This window comes from Roseburia amylophila (genome assembly GCF_025567465.1).
Lineage (GTDB): Bacteria > Bacillota > Clostridia > Lachnospirales > Lachnospiraceae > Roseburia_C > Roseburia_C amylophila.
In genome coordinates this window covers 31,894-52,536 of sequence record NZ_JAOQKI010000009.1, presented here as the reverse complement: position 1 = coordinate 52,536, position 20,643 = coordinate 31,894, and the positions used below count along the sequence as shown (strand labels likewise).

General features: G+C 40.2%; 20 protein-coding genes. 14 read left to right on the top strand and 6 right to left on the bottom strand.

Annotated elements, in window-relative coordinates:
• The 14 genes from OCV43_RS07420 (at position 1) to glgA (ending at position 15,196) form a co-directional block, all read left to right on the top strand.
• Positions 1–1,965: an EAL domain-containing protein gene (locus OCV43_RS07420; RefSeq protein ID WP_262623765.1), complete on the top strand. Its 1,965-nt coding sequence runs from the start codon at positions 1–3 to the stop codon at positions 1,963–1,965.
• A gap of 22 nt (positions 1,966–1,987) precedes the next feature.
• A complete protein-coding gene (locus tag OCV43_RS07415; protein ID WP_022243233.1) occupies positions 1,988–2,365 on the top strand; it encodes an Asp23/Gls24 family envelope stress response protein in 378 nt (125 codons plus the stop codon).
• Positions 2,366–2,462: 97 nt separating this feature from the next.
• Positions 2,463–2,858: a transcription antitermination factor NusB gene (gene nusB / locus OCV43_RS07410; protein ID WP_262623764.1), complete on the top strand. Its 396-nt coding sequence runs from the start codon at positions 2,463–2,465 to the stop codon at positions 2,856–2,858.
• Positions 2,855–4,072 (top strand): exodeoxyribonuclease VII large subunit, encoded by a 1,218-nt coding sequence (xseA, locus tag OCV43_RS07405; RefSeq protein WP_262623763.1) that lies wholly within the window; start codon positions 2,855–2,857, stop codon positions 4,070–4,072. Before nusB ends, xseA begins: the two co-directional genes overlap by 4 nt.
• Positions 4,069–4,320, top strand: a complete 252-nt coding sequence (gene xseB, locus OCV43_RS07400; protein WP_022243230.1) for an exodeoxyribonuclease VII small subunit — start codon at positions 4,069–4,071, stop codon at positions 4,318–4,320. Before xseA ends, xseB begins: the two co-directional genes overlap by 4 nt.
• A complete protein-coding gene (locus OCV43_RS07395) occupies positions 4,320–5,207 on the top strand; it encodes a polyprenyl synthetase family protein (RefSeq protein ID WP_022243229.1) in 888 nt (295 codons plus the stop codon). Before xseB ends, OCV43_RS07395 begins: the two co-directional genes overlap by 1 nt.
• 30 nt (positions 5,208–5,237) lie before the next feature.
• On the top strand, positions 5,238–7,103 hold the full coding sequence (gene dxs / locus OCV43_RS07390; protein WP_022243228.1) for a 1-deoxy-D-xylulose-5-phosphate synthase: 1,866 nt from the start codon (positions 5,238–5,240) through the stop codon (positions 7,101–7,103).
• A 5-nt stretch (positions 7,104–7,108) separates the two neighbouring features.
• Positions 7,109–7,909 (top strand): TlyA family RNA methyltransferase, encoded by an 801-nt coding sequence (locus OCV43_RS07385; protein ID WP_118087498.1) that lies wholly within the window; start codon positions 7,109–7,111, stop codon positions 7,907–7,909.
• 4 nt (positions 7,910–7,913) lie between these two features.
• The gene (locus tag OCV43_RS07380) at positions 7,914–8,768 is read left to right on the top strand and encodes an NAD(+)/NADH kinase (protein ID WP_262623762.1); all 855 of its coding nucleotides are present in this window, start codon (positions 7,914–7,916) and stop codon (positions 8,766–8,768) included.
• A 14-nt stretch (positions 8,769–8,782) separates the two neighbouring features.
• Positions 8,783–9,235, top strand: a complete 453-nt coding sequence (gene argR / locus OCV43_RS07375; RefSeq protein ID WP_022243225.1) for an arginine repressor — start codon at positions 8,783–8,785, stop codon at positions 9,233–9,235.
• 33 nt (positions 9,236–9,268) lie between these two features.
• Positions 9,269–10,945 carry a DNA repair protein RecN gene (recN, locus tag OCV43_RS07370; protein ID WP_262623761.1) on the top strand — a complete coding sequence of 559 codons (1,677 nt, stop codon included), beginning with the start codon at positions 9,269–9,271 and terminating at the stop codon, positions 10,943–10,945.
• 135 nt (positions 10,946–11,080) lie between these two features.
• Complete coding sequence (gene spoIVB / locus OCV43_RS07365; RefSeq protein ID WP_262623760.1) at positions 11,081–12,370, top strand: SpoIVB peptidase; 1,290 nt, start codon at positions 11,081–11,083, stop codon at positions 12,368–12,370.
• A gap of 221 nt (positions 12,371–12,591) precedes the next feature.
• Positions 12,592–13,389 (top strand): sporulation transcription factor Spo0A, encoded by a 798-nt coding sequence (gene spo0A, locus OCV43_RS07360; protein WP_227700950.1) that lies wholly within the window; start codon positions 12,592–12,594, stop codon positions 13,387–13,389.
• A 367-nt stretch (positions 13,390–13,756) separates the two neighbouring features.
• Positions 13,757–15,196, top strand: a complete 1,440-nt coding sequence (gene glgA / locus OCV43_RS07355; protein WP_262623759.1) for a glycogen synthase GlgA — start codon at positions 13,757–13,759, stop codon at positions 15,194–15,196.
• Here the strand turns inward: glgA and OCV43_RS07350 are convergent.
• The 6 genes from OCV43_RS07350 to OCV43_RS07325 all read right to left on the bottom strand — a co-directional run bounded on the left by OCV43_RS07350 (position 15,186) and on the right by OCV43_RS07325 (position 20,527).
• Entirely contained in the window at positions 15,186–16,103 is a 918-nt protein-coding gene (locus OCV43_RS07350) for a DUF5688 family protein (protein ID WP_262623758.1), read from the bottom strand. The two genes, glgA and OCV43_RS07350, sit on opposite strands and share 11 nt — an antisense overlap.
• 161 nt (positions 16,104–16,264) lie before the next feature.
• Positions 16,265–17,314 carry an ABC transporter substrate-binding protein gene (locus OCV43_RS07345; RefSeq protein ID WP_262623757.1) on the bottom strand — a complete coding sequence of 350 codons (1,050 nt, stop codon included), beginning with the start codon at positions 17,312–17,314 and terminating at the stop codon, positions 16,265–16,267.
• Positions 17,315–17,317: 3 nt separating this feature from the next.
• Complete coding sequence (locus OCV43_RS07340) at positions 17,318–18,097, bottom strand: ABC transporter permease (protein WP_022243218.1); 780 nt, start codon at positions 18,095–18,097, stop codon at positions 17,318–17,320.
• Entirely contained in the window at positions 18,091–18,912 is an 822-nt protein-coding gene (locus tag OCV43_RS07335) for an ABC transporter permease (protein ID WP_227709753.1), read from the bottom strand. Before OCV43_RS07335 ends, OCV43_RS07340 begins: the two co-directional genes overlap by 7 nt.
• Positions 18,905–19,978 carry a spermidine/putrescine ABC transporter ATP-binding protein gene (gene potA / locus OCV43_RS07330; RefSeq protein WP_227709752.1) on the bottom strand — a complete coding sequence of 358 codons (1,074 nt, stop codon included), beginning with the start codon at positions 19,976–19,978 and terminating at the stop codon, positions 18,905–18,907. Before potA ends, OCV43_RS07335 begins: the two co-directional genes overlap by 8 nt.
• 9 nt (positions 19,979–19,987) lie before the next feature.
• The gene (locus OCV43_RS07325; protein WP_022243215.1) at positions 19,988–20,527 is read right to left on the bottom strand and encodes a helix-turn-helix domain-containing protein; all 540 of its coding nucleotides are present in this window, start codon (positions 20,525–20,527) and stop codon (positions 19,988–19,990) included.
• Between the last annotated feature and the right edge of the window lie 116 nt (positions 20,528–20,643).

The following is a 20,643-nucleotide window of genomic DNA, read 5'->3' as shown; positions in this document are numbered from 1 at the left end:
ATGGAGCATTTAGTATACTACGATATTGCGGCTGCATTTGTTCTTCTGACTGCATTAGTTGCGTATCATTTAAGAAAATATAGTGACAATTTTCAAAGCAGGGTATACCGCGTAATGTTGTATGCTCTGCTTGTCGTGTCTACCAGCGACTTTTTACTGTTCTGGAAGGAAATTACTTTCGGAAAAACAGGAACTACAGTCCTGCTCTATATCTGTATTTTAGGACAGGTTGTGGCAGCGGCAGCATATCTTTTGTATATTCTGTGCCTGACAGGAAGAGTGGAACGCTTTATCCGGAAGGAAAAGGGATGGTTGTTTGTACCGGCCTGGATTGTAATCGCATTGCTGGTAGTACAGTTATTTATACCATATCTGTTTAAAGTGGGAACGGATGGCAGCTATCAGAGACAGAATGGAATTATGTTATTCTACCTTTGTATGATTTATTTTTATCTGATGGGGGAAGTGTTTCTGGTTCGTTTCCGAAAACGGCTCAGCTTTGAAGTATTATTCTCTACGACTGTATTTGCAGTTGTAAGTGTGTTTACACTGGTGCTTCATATTGCATTTCCGGGTTTCCGGTTTCAGTTTTTTGGAATGGCAATGTGCGTACTTTTATATCTGATTTCTTCGGAAAGGCCACAGGAATATACGGTGCCGGAGCTTGAAATTATGAACCGGAGGGCATTTTTAAAAGAGTCAGAGGAACGCCTGTTAGGAAGTGAGCGTTTTCCGATGCTTGTCATTAAAGTGCATAATTTAAAGGTGATGCGGCAGACATTGGGAAATGATTCTGTTAATGAATTCCTGAAGGAAATGGTGGCATTTTTTCGTAAGCTTATCGACAATTCCCGTATTTACCAGTTTTCACAGAGCGTATATGTGCTGGCGTTAGACCGGAAGAAGAAGGATATTGATTCTTCCTTACTGATCCGGCAGATTCTGGACCGGTTTGAACAGCCATGGCATTCCGGCAGTGTAGAGACAAAATTCCGGATTCATATCAGCAGTATTGTGTGTCCGCGTGATGCGAATAATCTGAATGGATTAATTGACTATATCCAGTATATGCGTTCATTATCATCTGAAAATGGAAATGTAGTATTAAAGACTGCTGAGATGGATATTGACCGGCCAAAGAGGGAACTTCGTATCCGGAAACTTTTGAATGATGCAGTAGACCATAAAGGTTTCGAAGTCTTTTACCAGCCGATTTATTCGGTGACAGAAAACAGAATCGTATCTGCGGAAGCACTGATCCGGCTGAAAGATCAGAGTATGGGCTACATTTCTCCGGAAGAATTTATTCCAATTGCAGAAAAGAGCGGAATGATTATGCAGATTGGAGAATTTGTATTTGAGACAGTCTGTCGTTTTATCCAGGAAAAGCAGCTTACAGACTATGGCTTACAGTATATAGAAATAAATCTGTCTGTGGTGCAGTGTATGCAGGAAAATCTTGCCGAGAGGTTGACGGAAATAATGAAGAAGTATCATGTAGCACCAGCCCAGATCAATCTTGAGATTACTGAGACAGCGGCAGCCCATAGTGATATGTTGGAAAACAATATCAAGATACTGCATAAGCAGGGCATTGAGTTTTCTTTGGATGATTATGGCTCAGGATATTCCAATACGGATTATCTGTTCCGGTTTCCATTCCGTATCGTAAAAATTGATAAAACCATTCTGTGGGAAGCATTTAAAAATGAAAAGGCAATGATTGCATTGCGTAATACTATCCGCATGATTAAAGAACTTGGGCTTGAGATTGTGGTAGAAGGAGTAGAAAACCAGGAATATGTAGATTATCTGACAGAACAGCACTGTGATTATCTGCAGGGATATTTTTATTCCAAGCCGATTCCGGACAGAGATTTCTTAGAACTTTTACGCAGGGAAAATGCACAATATTATGCGGAAAGGTTTTCAAAAAATGAATTATCTGATATAATAACCACATAATATTTTTGTAGGAGGCAAAACGATGGCAGATAATAGAAAAGTTGTTAAAATAAAAGAAGATAACCTTGGGGAAGTACATGTGGCAGATGAGGTCGTTGCTATTATTGCAGGACTTGCAGCAACAGAAGTAGAAGGAGTTGCATCCATGGCTGGTAATATTACCAATGAACTGGTGAGCAAACTTGGAATGAAGAATTTATCTAAGGGTGTTAAGGTAGAGGTGGCAGAGAAAACAGTCAGCGTAGAAGTAGCTTTAAATATTTCTTATGGCTATTCTATTCCAGAAGTATCTGAGAAAGTACAGGAGAAAGTAAAATCTGCAATTGAGACTATGACAGGATTATCCGTAGCAATTGTTAATGTCAGAATTGCTACGGTTGACATGAAAAATACGAAATAATACTTTTGTGATAACCGCAGATGTAGTATAATAAAGAATGCTGTTAAAGCATTCTTTTTTATAGTTACATGGAAGACCAATATTGAAAGGATACAACATGAGCAGGAGAAAAATCAGAGAACAGATATTTAAAATGTTATTCCGTGTGGAATTTTATAGTGAGAAGGAATACGAAGAGCAGATGAATCTGTTTATCGAAGAGAATGAACCGATTGAGAAGCCGGATGAGCGCTATATTGAAGATAAATTTAATAAGATTATTGCTGTTTTAGAGGAAATCGATAAGATTATCAATGAATCATCCAAAGGCTGGAAAACAACCCGTATGGGCAAAGTTGATCTGACCCTGATTCGTCTTGCTGTATATGAGATAAAATATGAAGAGGATATTCCAACCGAAGTAGCCATCAATGAAGCAGTAGAACTGGCAAAAAAATATGGAACAGATGATTCACCGGCATTTATCAACGGAGTATTGGCAAAAATCGCATGATGAAGAAAGTATATGGGGTAACCCAGATTAACCGATACATCAGGAATATGTTTGCCCAGGATTTTGTCCTGCATCAGGTATGTGTGAAGGGTGAGGTATCGAATTGTAAATATCATTCCTCCGGTCATATTTATTTTACTTTAAAGGAAAATAACAGTGCCATCAGTGCAATTATGTTTGCCGGTAACCGGGGTGGGTTATCCTTTCGTATGAAGGATGGCGACAAAGTCGAGGTAACAGGTTCTATTGAAGTATTTGAACGGGACGGCAGATATCAGATATATGCAAAAGAAATTACACTTGCCGGTGCAGGGGATTTATATGCCAGATTTCTTCAATTGAAACAGGAACTTGAGGAAATGGGCATGTTTGCGGAAGAGTATAAAAAACCGATTCCGCAGTATGCCGGACGTATTGGAATTGTTACAGCACCTACCGGGGCTGCAATACAGGATATCCGTAATATTGCTGCACGAAGAAATCCTTATGTGCAGCTTATTCTATATCCGGCACTGGTACAGGGTGAGGGTGCCAAAGAAAGCATTGTAAATGGGATTCATGCATTGGATGCCATGCATTTGGACATTATCATTGTGGGGCGTGGTGGTGGCTCCATAGAGGATTTATGGGCATTCAACGAAGAAATTGTTGCAAGGGCAATTTTTGAATGTGAAACACCGGTTATTTCTGCAGTGGGACATGAAGTGGATTACACCATTGCGGATTATGTGGCAGACTTGCGGGCACCGACTCCGTCTGCAGCAGCAGAACTTGCGGTATATGACAGGAATCAGATGTTACAGCGGATACGGACTGACCGGGTACATCTGATGCGCAGCATGAAGAGTAAAATTGCTGTGATACAGGGACGCATGGAGACACTGAAGGCAAGATTAATGCAACAGAGTCCTGTATATCGTCTGAACAGTCAAAAACAGTATCTGGAGGAATTGCAGCTTCGCTTAGAGCATGGCATGACACAGCAGTTAGATAAGAATAGGGCACGACTTCGGATGTTAGCCCAGCATTTCGATGATATTTCGCCATTGAAACGATTGGGACAGGGATATGCATATGTTTCTGACAGCCGGCAGAATGGTTTAAAAAGTGTTTCACAGGTTTCGAAAGGAGAACAATTGCAGATCAGTGTAAAAGACGGAACTGTTAAGGCAAGAGTAGAAGAAATCATATGCCAGGAGGAAATCGGAAGATGACAGATCATACAATCAATGAAAATGAGACAGATAATATAATGGGAAAAAAAGAAAATGAGAATTTAGAGGATTTATTTGCAGAAGTGGAGCAGTTGATTGCACATATGGAGGAAGACATTTCTCTGGATGAATCCTTTGTCTGTTATGAGCAGGGCATGAAGAAGCTGAAACACTGCAGTGAGAGGATAGATTCGATTGAAAAGAAAATGTTAGTGCTGAATGAACAGGGAATGCTGGAGGAATTTTAATGGATATGACAGCAGAGCTTACAAAGCGGACAGAACAGATTGAAAATATTATAAAAAAATATCTTCCGGAGGAAGAAGGCTATCAGAAGCAGGTAATTGAAGCCATGAATTATAGTTTTCTTGCAGGAGGAAAGCGGTTAAGACCCATGCTGATGTTAGAGACTTACCGCATGTTTGGCGGAAAATCAGAGGTAATTGAACCATTCATGGCAGCCATTGAGATGATTCATACTTATTCTTTAATTCATGATGATCTGCCGGCAATGGATAATGATGAATACCGACGGGGACGAAAGACAACACATATTGTCTATGGAGAAGCCATGGCAATTCTTGCCGGGGATGGTCTTTTGAATTTTGCCTATGAGACAGCATTGACAGCATTACAGACGGAACAGACGCCTAATGTGGCAAAGGCATTGCTTGTATTATCACAGAAAGCTGGAATTTATGGCATGGTAGGGGGACAGACCGTAGATGTTGAAACGGATCAAACACAGTCTGTCACCAGAGACCAGTTAGATTTTATTTATAAATTAAAAACCAGTGCTTTGATTGAAGCATCTATGTTAATCGGTGCGATTCTTGCAGGAGCCACGAAAAGCGAGCAGAAGATTATCGAAGAGGCGGCATCAGAGATTGGTCTGGCATTCCAGATCCAGGATGATATTTTAGATGTTACCGGTAATCAGGAAGTGCTTGGAAAACCGGTTGGCAGTGATGCCAAAAACGAAAAGGCAACTTATGTTACATATGAGGGATTGAAAAAAGCACAGGAAGATGTGAAACGATATTCAAAACATGCAGTGAATTTATTAGAATCACTGGTGGTAAAAAATGAATTTCTGATTCATCTGGTGGAATATTTGATTCATAGGGAGAAATAAGAACTTCAGAAACCAAAGGAGTAAAGATACATGGTGCTGGAAAAGATTGAGCATGAAAACGATATAAAAAGGATAAATAAAAACGAACTTCCGATTCTGGCAGAGGAAATCCGCTCTTTTTTGATTGATAAAATATCAAAAACCGGTGGGCATCTTGCCTCCAATCTTGGCGTGGTAGAGCTTACCATGGCACTGCATCTTGCTTTTGATTTACCAGAGGATAAAATTATCTGGGATGTAGGACATCAGTCTTATACCCATAAATTACTGACAGGAAGAAAAGCCGGTTTTGATGAACTGAGAAAATACGGCGGCATGAGCGGATTCCCCAAACGTCATGAAAGTGATTGCGACTGCTTTGATACGGGACACAGTTCGACTTCCATATCCGCAGGATTAGGCTATGCAATGGCAAGGGAGATTACCGGAGAAAAGTACAAAGTCATCTCTGTTATCGGAGATGGTGCATTGACCGGCGGAATGGCTTATGAGGCATTGAATAATGCATCCAAATTAAAGTCAAATCTGATTATTGTTTTAAATGACAATAAGATGTCTATATCGGAAAATGTCGGCGGTGTATCCAGATATTTAAGCGGACTTCGTACCGCAGAATCTTATCAGGGATTAAAGAATGGTATTACGAATTCCCTGAACAGCATTCCGAAATATGGGGAACGTATTGTTGAGAAAATCCGTAAGACCAAAAATGGAATCAAGCAGCTTGTGATTCCGGGCATGCTCTTTGAAAATATGGGAATCCTTTATTTAGGACCGGTAGATGGTCATAATATTCCTGCCATGGTGAAATTATTCAAAGAAGCCTCTAAGGTGGAAGGACCGGTTCTGGTACATGTGATTACGGAAAAAGGAAAAGGATACCTTCCGGCAGAACGCCATCCGGCACGTTTTCATGGAACGGAAGCCTTTGATGTTGAGACAGGACTGCCTCTTGTAAAACGGGTAAAAGCCAATTATACCGATATTTTTTCTACGGTTATGCGTAAATTGGGCGACCGGGATGAAAAAGTGGTTGCCATTACAGCAGCAATGGCAGATGGAACCGGACTAAAAAGATTCCGGAATATGTTCCCGGAACGTTTCTTTGATGTGGGAATTGCAGAAGAACATGCAGTGACTTTTGCTGCAGGATTGGCAGCAGCCGGTTTAAAGCCGATTGTAGCGGTTTATTCTTCTTTCCTGCAAAGAGCATATGACCAGATTCTGCATGATGTCTGTATACAGGAATTGCATGTAGTATTTGCCATTGACCGTGCAGGACTTGTGGGCAGTGATGGAGAGACTCATCAGGGAATCTTTGATTTATCTTATCTTTCCTGTCTGCCGAATATGACAATTTTAGCACCTAAGAATAAGTGGGAATTATCAGATATGATAAAATATGCCGTGGATTTTTCCGGACCGATTGCAGTACGATATCCGAGAGGCGAAGCCTTTGATGAATTAAAGGAATATCGGGCACCGTTAGAATATGGTAAGGCAGAAGTTCTTTATGAAGAAAGTGAAATTTTACTTTTGGCAGTAGGAAGCATGGTAAAGACAGCACTTACCGTAAGGGAACGATTAAAAGAAAAAGGTTATTCCTGCTCTCTTGTCAATGCAAGATTTGTGAAGCCTTTTGATGAAGAACTGCTTCTTAAGCTGCAGAAGAATCATAAGCTTCTGGTTACGCTGGAAGAAAATGTGCAATCCGGAGGCTTTGGAGAGCATGTATTGGAATTTATGAATACAAGTGGAGATGGTTCCATGGAGGTTTTAAATATTGCAATACCGGATGTGTATGTAGAGCATGGAAATGTAGAACTTCTCCGCAAAGAAACAGGAATTGATGCAGATGGAATTATCGGTAAGATTATAGACAGAAAGGCACAGTAAGAACGATGAAAGAAAGATTGGATGTTCTCTTGGTACAAAAAGGGCTGGCAGAATCCAGGGAAAAAGCAAAGACTATGATTATGGAAGGAAATGTCTTTGTGGATGGACAGAGAGAGGATAAAGCAGGAACAAATTTTGATACAGAGGCAGAGATTGAAGTCCGGGGAAATACATTAAAATATGTCAGCCGTGGTGGACTGAAGTTAGAGAAAGCAATGAAGGAATTTGATATTTCTTTAGAGGGAATGGTCTGCATGGATATCGGCGCATCCACCGGCGGATTTACTGACTGTATGTTGCAAAATGGTGCAGTGAAGGTATATTCTGTAGATGTAGGATATGGACAGTTTGCCTGGAAATTAAGAAATGACCCAAGGGTTGTCTGCATGGAGAAAACCAATATCCGTTATGTGACGCCGGAAGATATTGCAGATGTCCTTGATTTTGCATCTGTTGATGTATCTTTTATTTCTCTTACCAAGGTACTGGTACCGGCAAGGGAGCTGCTGAGGGACGGCGGAAGAATGGTCTGCCTGATTAAGCCACAGTTTGAGGCCGGAAGGGAAAAGGTAGGAAAAAAAGGTGTTGTCCGTGACCCAAAGGTACATGAGGAAGTCATCCATAAGGTAATTGATTTTGCGTTGAAAAATGGATTTTCCGTTCATAATCTTTCCTATTCACCGATTAAGGGTCCGGAGGGAAATATTGAATATCTGGTATATATTGAGAAAAACAGCGAGAGCAAGAAGGAGGAGACCATTGATGTGGATGCCATTGTAGAGGAGGCACATACATCATTGTCCTAGATATATGAAGCATTTTTTCATAATTGTAAACGCACAAAAAGACAGTGAACTTATTTTTACCAATCAGATTATAGATTACATCAGGCGTAAGGGTGGAACCTGTGATTATTTTGCCAGCTTTGAGGAAGAAAAAGCGGAATCAGTGGAAAAAGAAATTCCAACAGAAACCGAGGCAGTGCTTGTTATTGGTGGAGATGGAACATTAATTCGTGCGGCACGCAATCTGGTAAAGAAAAATATTCCGCTGCTGGGAATTAATTTAGGAAAGCTTGGATATCTGTGTGAGGTAGAAGAGAATACGATATTCCCGGCAATTGATGAATTGATAGCTGACCGTTATACCATAGAGCAGAGAATGCTTTTAGATGGCTATACCGTACAAAGTGGCGGAGAGAAGATTCAGAGGGTTGCGTTAAATGATGTGGTCATCCATCGTACGGGAGCACTTCAGATTGTGAATCTGAATGTTTATGTAAATGGAGAGTATCTCTATAATTTTAAGGCGGATGGAATCATTGTGGCAACACCAACCGGTTCCACCGGTTACAGTATGTCGGCAGGTGGCCCTATTGTGGACCCGAAAGCCAACCTTTTGCTGTTGACACCAATCAATGCACATACGTTGAATTCCAAGAGCATTGTAATCGGACCGGAAGATGAAATTACCATTGAAGTAGGCATGCGGAGAAGCCAGCGGGATGAGCAGGTGGAAGTGAGCTTCGATGGAGATTCCGGAGTGGAACTTAAGGTTGGTGACAAGATTGTAGTGCATAAGGCAGAAGAATCCGTAGGGATTATTCGTTTGAGTAAGATTAGTTTCCTAGAAATTTTGCGGAAAAAGATGCAGAATTATACATAACAGGAGGGACTGTAATGAAGATAGGACGACATGCAAAGATTCTGGAATTAATTCAGAAGAATGAGATAGGCACACAGGAAGAATTATCTGCAAAGTTGGAGCAGGAAGGATATCATGTGACACAGGCAACGGTTTCACGGGATATCAGAGAGTTAAAACTGACTAAGGTAGCATTGAGCAATGGCCGTCAGAAATATGTAGCTTTATCTGAAAATAAAGAAGACATGACAGAAAAGTATGTCCGTGTATTCCGGGATGGTTTTGTATCTATGGATATGGCACAGAATATTCTTGTGATTAAGACGGTATCCGGAATGGCAATGGCAGTTGCGGCAGCATTGGATGCCATGGATTGTCATGAAATAGTAGGAAGCATTGCTGGAGATGATACAATTATGTGCGCTGTCCGTACCGTAGAGGATACCACGGCGTTAATGGGACGTCTTCGCCGGATTATGGAAGATTAGAGTGAAAGACGAGAGAGAGTAGAAGGAGAAAATATGTTAAGAAACCTGCATGTTAAGAACCTGGCACTCATTGATGAGGCGGAAGTCGATTTTGAAAAAGGGTTAAATATCCTGACCGGAGAGACGGGAGCCGGAAAATCAATTATCATTGGTTCCATTAATCTGGCTCTGGGAGAAAAGGTATCCAAAGAGATGTTAAGGGATAATGAGGAGAATGCTTTTGTGGAGCTGATTTTTGATGTAGAATCAGATGCTTTAAAGAAAGCACTTTCCGGGCTTGATGTTTATCCGGAGGATGATATGCTGATTTTAAGCAGAAAGATTTCCGGAGGAAGAAGCATCGCCAAAATCAATGGGGAAAGTGTTCCGGCATCAAAGATGAAAGCAGTTTCTGCGTTGCTGATAGATATTCATGGACAGCATGAACACCAGTCGCTGCTTAAGAAACAGAAGCATTTAGAAATCCTTGATGATTATGCAAGAAATGAACTGTCGGACATCAAAAGTGAGTTGAAAGAAACTTATAAAAAGTACCGTGAAGTTACGAAAGAGTTAGAAGAAGCTTCTCTGGATGAAGAGAGCCGGATGCGGGAATTATCTCTTTTAGAATATGAAATCCATGAAATTGAAGAAGCTGCATTAACAGCTGACGAAGATGAAGTTTTAGAAACAAAATACCGGAAGCTTCTGAACGGAAAGAAAATCATGGAAGCAATTCATGCAGCCCATGGATTACTCAGCATGGAAGACGGCAGTGCATCGGAGCTGACCGGAAGAGCTCATAGAGAATTGTCATCTGTGGCAGATTATGATGATGCAATTCGTGGGATGGCAGATGAACTTTTGGAAATTGATAATCTTTTGAATGATTTGAACCGGGAAATTGCAGACTATATGGATGAGGCTGAATTTGATGATGAGATTTTTGCCGGGACAGAGCAGCGTCTGGATGAAATCAATCATCTGAAGGCAAAATACGGTCATACGATAGATGAAATTTTAGCATCCTTAGAGAAAAAAAAGGAAAAAGCAGAGAAGCTGCAGAATTATGATATATATCATAAGAAGCTTATGCAACAGGAAAATGCATTAAAAGAAACATTGCAGAAGCAGTCAGAAAAAGCATCTGCAATCCGCAAAAAATATGCGAAGGAACTGGCAGAAAAAATCAGGGAGCAGTTAGTAGATTTGAACTTCTTAGATGTTCGTTTTGAAATGAAATTTGAACAGAAAGAGACTTTTGGAGCAGATGGCTTTGATGAAGTGGAATTTGTCATTGCAACCAACCCGGGAGAGCCATTAAAACCACTTGGCAGCGTAGCATCCGGTGGAGAATTATCAAGAATTATGCTGGCATTAAAAACAGTGCTTGCTAAAAATGATGAAATAGAAACCTTGATTTTTGACGAAATTGATACAGGAATCAGTGGAAGGACGGCGCAGATGGTATCTGAAAAAATGCATATGATTGCAGAACATCATCAGGTAATCTGCATCACACATCTGCCGCAGATTGCTGCAATGGCAGATGCCCATTTCAGTATTGAAAAATCCGTAGAAAATGAGACAACCATTTCTACCATACGAAGACTCACCGAGGATGAGCAGGTAACTGAATTAGCAAGAATGCTTGGTGGAGTGAGGATTACAGACACCGTATTGGAAAGTGCAAGAGAAATGCTTAATCTGGCACAAAATGCTAAAAAATAAACGATTGAATCAAACAATAATACACATAATAAAAACAGGATATTCAATGAATATCCTGTTTTTATTTTACGCGGGAAAGCTGTAAAGAGAGTTTCCTGTAGTTATTATGCCTGTAGTGAGGAAAATATAATGCGGATGAGATTAATAAGAAAAAGCATAAAAAATATATGGCAGATTATAGTGATTGTCTGGCTGGTATTTGCTTACCAGCTTATGTTAAATATGGTTCCGGATGAAGTAAAACTTATCGATGGTGATTTAAGTAAACTGGACATTTCCATGCCGGTGACCTTCGAATGCCGGGATTCCGGAAAGAGATTTATCGATACATCTGTAATGGAAAATCAGCAGCTGCAAAGCAGCATGGACAAGGCCGGTGCCGAAAGAAATGAAATAGATATGGCTTCAGATACGGTTGTTTTACGAGCGAAGCTCTTTGGAATTATACCAATAAAAGAGGTGCAGGCAGATATTGTAGTGGAACAGGAGGTCTATGCCAGCGGGGAAAATATTGGTATTTATGTGCAGACGGATGGCATCTTTGTCATCGGAACGGGAAATTTTGAAGGGATGGATGGAGTACTGTATGCACCGGCACAGAATGTTTTAAAGAGTGGAGATTATATTTGTGCAGTAGATGGAAAAAAGCTTGAAAATAAGGAGGCGTTAATGGATGCTGTCGATAAATGTGAAGGGAAATCTTTAGTGCTTCGGATACGTCGAAATGGAGAAACATTAGAATTATATATACAGCCGAAATTGTCAAAAGAAGAAACGTATAAATTAGGAGTCTGGGTAAGGGATGATCTGGCAGGAATCGGAACACTTACCTATATCAGCCAGGATGGAAGCTATGGGGCACTGGGACATGCGGTAACAGACATGGATACCGGAAGTATGCTGGAAGTGGGGACGGGAAAACTTTATAACAGCAGACTGGTGGGAATCGTAAAAGGAGAATCCGGTAAACCGGGTGAATTATCAGGAGTCATTAATTATGAAGAAAAATATTGTATGGGAGATATTGAGGAGAACTGCGAACGAGGAATCTATGGAACATTACATGAAAAAAATAATTTGCTGGAAAATGCCGTAGCTTATCCGGTTGGTTATAAGCAGGATATTGAACCTGGAGAAGCAGAAATTATCAGTGATATCGACGGAACGATAGCGCATTATAAGATAAGAATTACGGAAGTTAATTATCGGAAGAATAAGGAGAACAAAAGTATTTTATTTGAAGTAGAGGATGCGGCACTGTTAGAGAGCACCGGAGGTATTGTACAGGGAATGAGCGGCAGCCCGGTGATTCAGAACGGAAGGCTGATAGGTGCAGTTACCCATGTGTTCGTCGATGATGCAAAGAAGGGGTATGGTATTTTTATTGAGGATATGTTAGAGATAGAGAAAACGTCGAATCCATAAGAAAAAACAGTTTATAATTTAACGACATGTTTCGACATAATTTATGTCAGGATATAATTATGATACAAAATGTATAAGGGGAAGAAGGCAGCCGTTGTCTTCCGGGCAATATTGATGTCGAAATAAGATGAACGCTTTAGCTTGAAACGACAGAAAAGTTGTGTTTAAATACAAGTAGTTTCATCTTTGTACAAAAGAGTGGAAACGGCAGGAGGTTTGAAATGGAAAAATTAAATGTAGCAATTGCAGATGATAACGAGAGAATGGTACAGCTTTTAGATGAAATCGTAGCCAGCGATAAGGATTTGCAGGTGGTTGGTACGGCGAAGAACGGGGTCGAAGCATATGAGATTATCAAACATAAACAGCCGGATGTTGTTTTATTGGATATAGTTATGCCAAAACTTGACGGACTTGCACTGTTAGAAAAAGTAAAAAAAGATAAATCCATAAGAAAATGTCCTAGTTTTATTATTATCAGTGCGGTAGGACAGGACCGGATTACAGAAGATGCATTTAATCTGGGGGCGGATTATTACATTATGAAGCCCTTCGATAATGATATGATTATCAATCGGATAAAAAGTACAAGAGTGCTCCGGGGAATGAATGCTGTGGAATCAAAAAAAGTCGGAGCATATGAGAAAAAGCCTTCGACAAAGCCGGAGGATCTGGAAAGTAAAGTGACAAATATTATACATGAAATAGGAGTTCCGGCACATATCAAAGGATATCAGTATTTGCGTGAAGCAATTATTATGTCGGTAAATGATATTGAAATGCTTAATTCCATTACAAAAATACTTTATCCGACAATCGCAAAAAAATATCAGACAACAGCCAGCCGCGTAGAACGTGCTATCCGCCACGCAATAGAGGTGGCATGGAGCCGTGGCAAAATGGACACGATTGATGAGCTGTTTGGGTATACGATAAACAATGGAAAAGGTAAACCGACGAATTCAGAATTTATAGCACTGATTGCAGACAGAATCCGCCTGGAATATAAAGCGTATTAAAAGGGTGGTTTCTACAAAACGGCAGCAAAATATAGTATCTGAATCAGACAGTTTAGGTATTTTCTGCTCCCCCATAACGTGGTATAATGAGCGTAAGCAATGAGCAGTGCAGCCGACAGAAATACGCGATACTGTGCTTGCACAAAGTATCGCGTATTTCTGTCGGCTGATAGGGCGAATGCCCGTACATCGAGAAAGCCGTAGGCTTTCGAAGATGCACTGCGAAAGAAAGCGCAGCGGATTTGCGAGTGTGAGCGTAAATAGGGCGAATGCCCGTACATCGAGAAAACCAAGGGTTTTCGAGATGCACTGCGAAAGAAAGCGCAGCGTATTTGTAAAAAGGGTATCAGATTTGGGGGTAACAGAAATGAAGCGGGTATTATTTGTTACATCAGAGGCAGTTCCATTTATCAAAACAGGCGGCCTTGCAGACGTTGCAGGTTCACTGCCAAAATATTTTTCAAAAAACGAATATGAAGTCAGTGTCATGCTGCCGAAGTATATGTGTATCCGTGAGGATATGCGTAAGAAAATGCATCATATATTGCATTTTTATGTAGATTTGGGCTGGCGAAAACAATATGTAGGAATACTGGAGGCAAAGGAAGATGGAATCCAGTATTATTTTATTGATAATGAATTCTATTTTGCGGGAGACAGACCATATAATAATATTTACGAAGATGTAGAAAAATTTGCATTTTTCTCAAAGGCAGTATTAGAAGCATTGCCGCATATGAATTACCAGCCGGATATTATTCATTGCCATGACTGGCAGACGGGACTGGTTCCGGTATATCTGGAGAATATCTATAAGAAAAATGTATTTTACCAGAATATGAAAACGGTATTTACGATACACAATCTACAGTTCCAGGGGCGCTGGAATCTAAAGGCAGTAAAAGATATTACCGGATTGCCGGATGCTCTTTTTACACCGGACAAATTAGAGTCGTATGGAGAGGGAAATTATCTGAAAGGTGGTATTGTATATGCAGATGCTGTAACAACGGTAAGTCCTACATATGCTTATGAGATAACAACTCCGGATGGTGGCGAAGGCTTGGATGGTCTCATTCGCAGTAACAGCTATAAATTAAGCGGTATTATTAATGGAATCGATTATAATGAATATAATCCGAAAGCGGATCCAAAGATTGCTTATTTATATGATGCCAATGATTTGGAAGAGGGCAAGCGGAAAAACAAGCAGGCACTTTTAAAGGATATGAATCTTCCGTATTCGGATGATGTGATGTTAGTTGGAATTGTTTCAAGAATGACAGAGCAGAAGGGATTTTCACTGGTAGATTATATGATGGATGAACTGCTTTCTTCCGGAAAATTTGCGATTGTTGCATTAGGAACCGGAGAGGAACGTTATGAGAATATGTTCCGCTATTATGAGAGCAGGTATCCGGACAGACTGAAGGCAAATATTATGTATTCCGAAGAAGCTGCGCATAGAATTTATGCAGCATCAGATGCTTTTTTGATGCCATCTTTATTTGAACCCTGCGGTCTGAGCCAGTTGATGAGTCTTCGTTATGGAACAGTACCTGTGGTTCGCGAGACCGGTGGCTTAAAGGATACCGTAGAGCCATATAATGAGTATCAGCATACCGGAACCGGTTTTACTTTTTCCAATTATAATGCTCATGAAATGCGTGACAGTCTTCTTTATGCATATCAGGTATTCCATGAGAACCGGACCGGGTGGCTGGATATCGCAAGACGTGGCATGGAGCAGAATTTCTCCTGGTCCAGTTCTGCAAAGGAATATGAAAAATTATATGCTAGATTGTAGTCCTTTCTTCTGACATAGAAGTAAGAAGCTTTTCGGAACGGGAATAGAAATAAGCGTGATCGGATAAGATTTCTTCTTCCTCAACCTGAGTGGAATTTACTTCATGAATCATAGCATTTAAATCTTGTATACAGGTTCCGGGCAGAACAGGAAGAATCAGAAATTCATGAATACTGCTTGGAATCAGATAGAAGTCACATGTGAGCTTATCTGCAATGGAATCTAAAAGATTTGGATAGAGAATGCAGGAAGCACCATAGAGTCTGGCTTTATTGGTTAATACATAAAGCGGTGTTTCAGATTCTTCTTCCATGATATCCGCAGGAAAGGGCATTGGCATAAGCTTATTGAGTAATGGCATTAATGGTTCAAAATCAGCAGGAAGCTGTGCCGGTGTATTCTCTAAGGCATAAGAATATAACGCATCTGCGGAGACGTTCCAGTAGGAAAGATGAGTGGAACGAATCAGAATAGTGGCGTTTCCCTGACTTGAGCTAGATAAAAGACAATAGAAAACAACTGCAAAATCAAGATAACGAAAATGAGGGATTTCTTTGAGGAGTTCCTCATTTTTCTGATAGTGAATCAGTTTAAAGAGGATGCGGTGCCGTACATTTTCAAAATTAGTAAAGAATGCTACATCGACAGAACTGCTGGGACGGTAAGCCCGGTAAATTTCCCGGATATGTAAAATAATGTTATGTATGCTTTTTCCTGCCTGATATTCTTTGTAATAATCATTGAGATAAATAGTGGGAGAAATGTTGCAGCCCTTTTGCAGAATAGTGAGTCCATCCAAAGTAACGCCATTATTTTTTTGGATTTTATGCAGCTGAATCGTAACATCTGTATCAAACAGAGAATGAATTTGTAACTGGATTTCAGTAAGAAATTGTTGATATGTCATAAAGACCTCCTGGTTAGAAATGGTAAAAATGAATAAATAGAAAAGAAAGTCCATGGATTATTCCAATGGACTTTTAATATATCATCTTGTGCCTTGAATAACAAGAAACGTAATATGAAATTTTTCTAAAAAATTTCTAATCTTTTAGAGACCAGAATATTTTAGTAAGATTTTAATTTCTTCCAGAGATAGTCATAAGTTTCTGTAGCCGGGACATCAAGACTGTTAAAAATTTCACAGTTTTCTAAAGTTTCCTGATCAGAAAAAATAGTAGTACTTTCCTGAACTTCTTCATCCAGTTCGTCATAAACAGCGTTGTTTGGTGTAGCATACCAGACATAGTCAAAGTTTTCCATACCGATATCTTCACGACAGAGATAATTTAAAAACTGTTCTGCAGCATCCTTATGCTGGCAGGTTTTAGGAATGAACCAGGAGTCCATCCACATATTAGAACCTTCTTTCGGAACCACATAATCAAGATCATCATTATAATCCTGTGCATAGGCAGCCTCTCCGGAATAAATAAGAGCCATTGCAGCATTTCCGGCAATCATTTCATCGGCAGAAGAATCTACCAGATAGGAGTAGACTAAATCTTTCTGGTCACAAAGCATGGAAAGTGCTTCGTTTAATTCATCTTCATCCGTAGTATTGATGGAATAGTCCAAAAGCCGGAGTGCAGGAACGAAGGTATCGCGGACGGAATTTTCCATGATAATCTGTCCCTTATATTTCGGATTCCAGAGAACATTCCAGCTGTCCATATCAGCTTCATCTACCATGGTTTTATTGTAGAGAATACCCAGTGTACCGAAGAAATAAGGTAGTGTGTATTTCGTTTCCGGGTCAAAGGCCTTGGAAAATTCCACATAGGTCGGGTCGATATTTTCGTAAAGTGGAATATTATCATAATCCATTTCTAAGACTTCGCCTTCATGAATCAGCTTTTGAATCATATAGTCGGAGGTACAGATTAAATCATATTTGATGGAACCTGCCTTATATTTGGTATACATTTCCTCCGGACTTTCGTATTCTTCGTATTTGATGGTAATACCGGTTTCTTTTTCAAATTGCTGGATAACATCCGGCTCTATATATTTTCCATAATTTAAAATAACAAGTGCATTTTCATCCTCTTTCTGTCCACAGCCGGAAAGAGTAAGGAGACCAGCAATAAGCATAAATGAAAATAAGAATTTCTTCATTTCTTAAGACCTTCCTTTCGCATCCTTGACACTGCGGTAATTCATAATCAGAAGAAGCACCAGAGCAAGGAAGAATAAAATCGTAGACAGTGCATACATTTCCGGAATAATACCTTTACGCAGCTGGGTATAAATCATGGTGGACAATGTATTGACACCGGCACCTTTGGTAAAGTAGGTGATGGAAAAATCGTCTAAGGACATTGTCACAGCCATCAGAAAACCGGAGAATACACCAGGCTTGATATCCGGCCATACAATTTTGAAAAATGCATAAAGTGGTGTTGCGCCTAAGTCTCTGGCAGCCTCATAGGTATGGGAGGAGGTGTTGGAAAGCTTAGGCAGTACATTTAAAATGACATATGGAATGTCAAAGGTAATATGTGCAATCAATACGGTTGATGTTCCAAGCGCTGTAAAGCGGACAAAAAGCAGCATCAGGGAAATACCGGTTACAATATCTGCATTCAGAAGTGGAATGTTAGTTGCACCAAGCATAATCTGACGGTTCCTTTTCCGCATGGCACTGATTCCGATTGCTGCCATGGTTCCGATTATTGTAGCAATCACAGAAGATGCAACGGTAATCAGAATCGTGGTATAAAAGGCATTCATAATAGTCGGGTCAGAAACAAGATTGCGATACCATTCTGTCGTAAATCCGCCCCATTTTACACGGGAAAGGGAGTTGTTGAAGGAAAGTACAATCAGAACTCCAATCGGAAGATACAGAAACAGGAAAATAATTGCAAGATAAATTTTTGATAAACTTTTCTTTACCATACTGCATGCCCTCCTGATTCACCGGCACGATTCATAAATGCCATACTGATTAATACAAAAAGCATAAGTACAATGGAAAGTCCGGAACCTAAATTCCAGTAGGAACCCTGCATGAAGGACTGCTCAATAACATTTCCAATGAGAAGTACTTTACCTCCGCCTAAAAGGTCTGAAATAACAAAGGAGGTAAGTGCCGGTACGAATACCATAATAATTCCGCTGACAATGCCAGGCACAGTAAGCGGCAGAATGATACGGAAGAAGGTGATAAAACTGTTGGCACCTAAATCCCTTGCCGCATCTATTGTTTCCTTGCGGATACGTACTATGGAATTGTAAATCGGCATAATCATAAATGGAAGAAAATCATAAATCATGCCAAATACAACGGCTCCCTGTGTATTTAACATATGAAGTTTCGGGATGCCAAAAATGGAAAGGAATCCATTGATAATTCCATTATTGGAAAGCAACATCTGCCATGCTAAAATGCGTAGCATAAAATTCATCCACATTGGCAGGACGAAGATAAATACCACAAAGCTCTGATGCTTGATATGAAGACTGTTTAATATCATGGCAAGCGGGTAGGAGAGCAGGAGACAGACAACCGTACATAAGATACCAAGCTTCAAGGAAAGCAGGAGTGCTTTTATATGTACCGGGTCTGCAATTGCAGCAATATTTGCCCAGGTAAAACCACCGTCACTGTTGGTGAATGCGTAGTATAATATCATCAGAATCGGAAGTACAGTAAATCCAATAATCCAGACCAGATAAGGTCCGGCTAAAAGTCTTTTTCTGGCATTATGCATCGAGTTCCACCGCCTTTTCGTCACTGGATTCCGGTTTATGCATAATCTGGATATTGAAAGGAATTACCTTCATTCCTACATGGCTTCCGGTTTCAAAATATTTGGTGGTATGAACAAGCCATTCATAGCCGCCGGCCATAATTTCGATTTCATAGTGGACACCCTTGAAGATAACAGAAGTAATATCACCATCCATAAAACCGGTGCCGGCTTCTACAATATCAATATCTTCCGGGCGGATGACTACGTCTACCGGTTTATTATTACCAAAACCGGTGTCGACACATTCGTGCTTGATGCCTAAGAAGCTGACTAATTTATCCTCAATCATGACACCGTCAATGATATTGCTGTCTCCGATAAAGTCGGCAACGAATGCATTTTCCGGCTCATTATAAATATCTTCCGGAGTACCAATCTGCTGGATATAGCCCTGATTCATGACAGCAATGGTGTCTGACATGGTAAGGGCTTCTTCCTGGTCGTGGGTAACATAGATAAAAGTAATGCCAAGTTCATTTTTCAGACGAATCAGTTCGTACTGCATGTCCTGACGCATTTTTAAATCCAGTGCGCCCAAAGGCTCGTCTAAAAGGAGCACCTTTGGTTCATTTACAATGGCACGGGCAATGGCAATACGCTGCTGCTGGCCACCGCTTAAGGAATCAATGCTGCGGTTTTCATAACCGTCTAAGTTTACAAGCTTTAAGGCATATTTGATTTTATCCTGAATATAAGCCTTGCTTTTTTTGCTGATTTTTAAACCAAAAGCAATATTATCTGCAATGCTCATATGGGTAAAAAGTGCGTATTTCTGGAATACGGTATTTAATTTACGCTCATTTGGCGGAAGAGAAGTAATATCTTTTCCATCAAAAATAATACGTCCGGTGTCCGGTGTCTCAAAACCACCGATAAGACGCAGGGTAGTAGTCTTTCCACAGCCGGAAGGTCCCAGCAGTGTTAAGAATTCGTTTTCCTTTACATAAAGATTTAAGTCATCCAAAATCATATTTCCGTCATAAGTTTTGGTAATATTTTCTAATTGTATTAATTTCTTGCCCATCATAACCTCCTAAAAACTTGGCGGGTTTGTAACCCAGATAAGAACGGCATCTTTCCTGCCGGTATTTTCGATATGGTGCTTTTTATTGGACTTAAGATAAAAAGACTCCCCCTGTCTTGCAGTATAAGTACGGGTACCATATATGATTTTAATGGAGCCCTTAAGTACATAGCCGAATTCTTCTCCCTCATGTGGAAGATAGATGTCTGATGTGCCGCCGGGCTTCAGCGTCAGTCGTACCGGTTCCATCATATCTTTCTGGGCACCGGGAACCATCCATTCGATTAAGCTCCTGTGTTCCGCATCTTCTTTTTCAAAATAATCTTCATTTTTAAAGACAAGCTGTGCAGGTTCATCATCTGCAAAAAATTCTGCCGGCGTAGTGCCGAGACACTGGATAATATCTAAAAGTGTACCCACGGAAGGAGACGTAAGATTACGCTCTAACTGGGAGATAAATCCTTTGGATAATTCCAGACGGTCAGCCAGTTCCTGCTGGGTGAGACCGTAGAGAATCCGCAGCTCCTTGATTTTATTTCCAATATCCATTTTGTACTTCCTTTCCATGAAAAGTGATTTTACATAGTTTTTACAAAATGAAGCTAATAATGTATTTGAAGTTTAATAATAATAAACTCACTAAGGAGTATTATGAGAAATTGAAA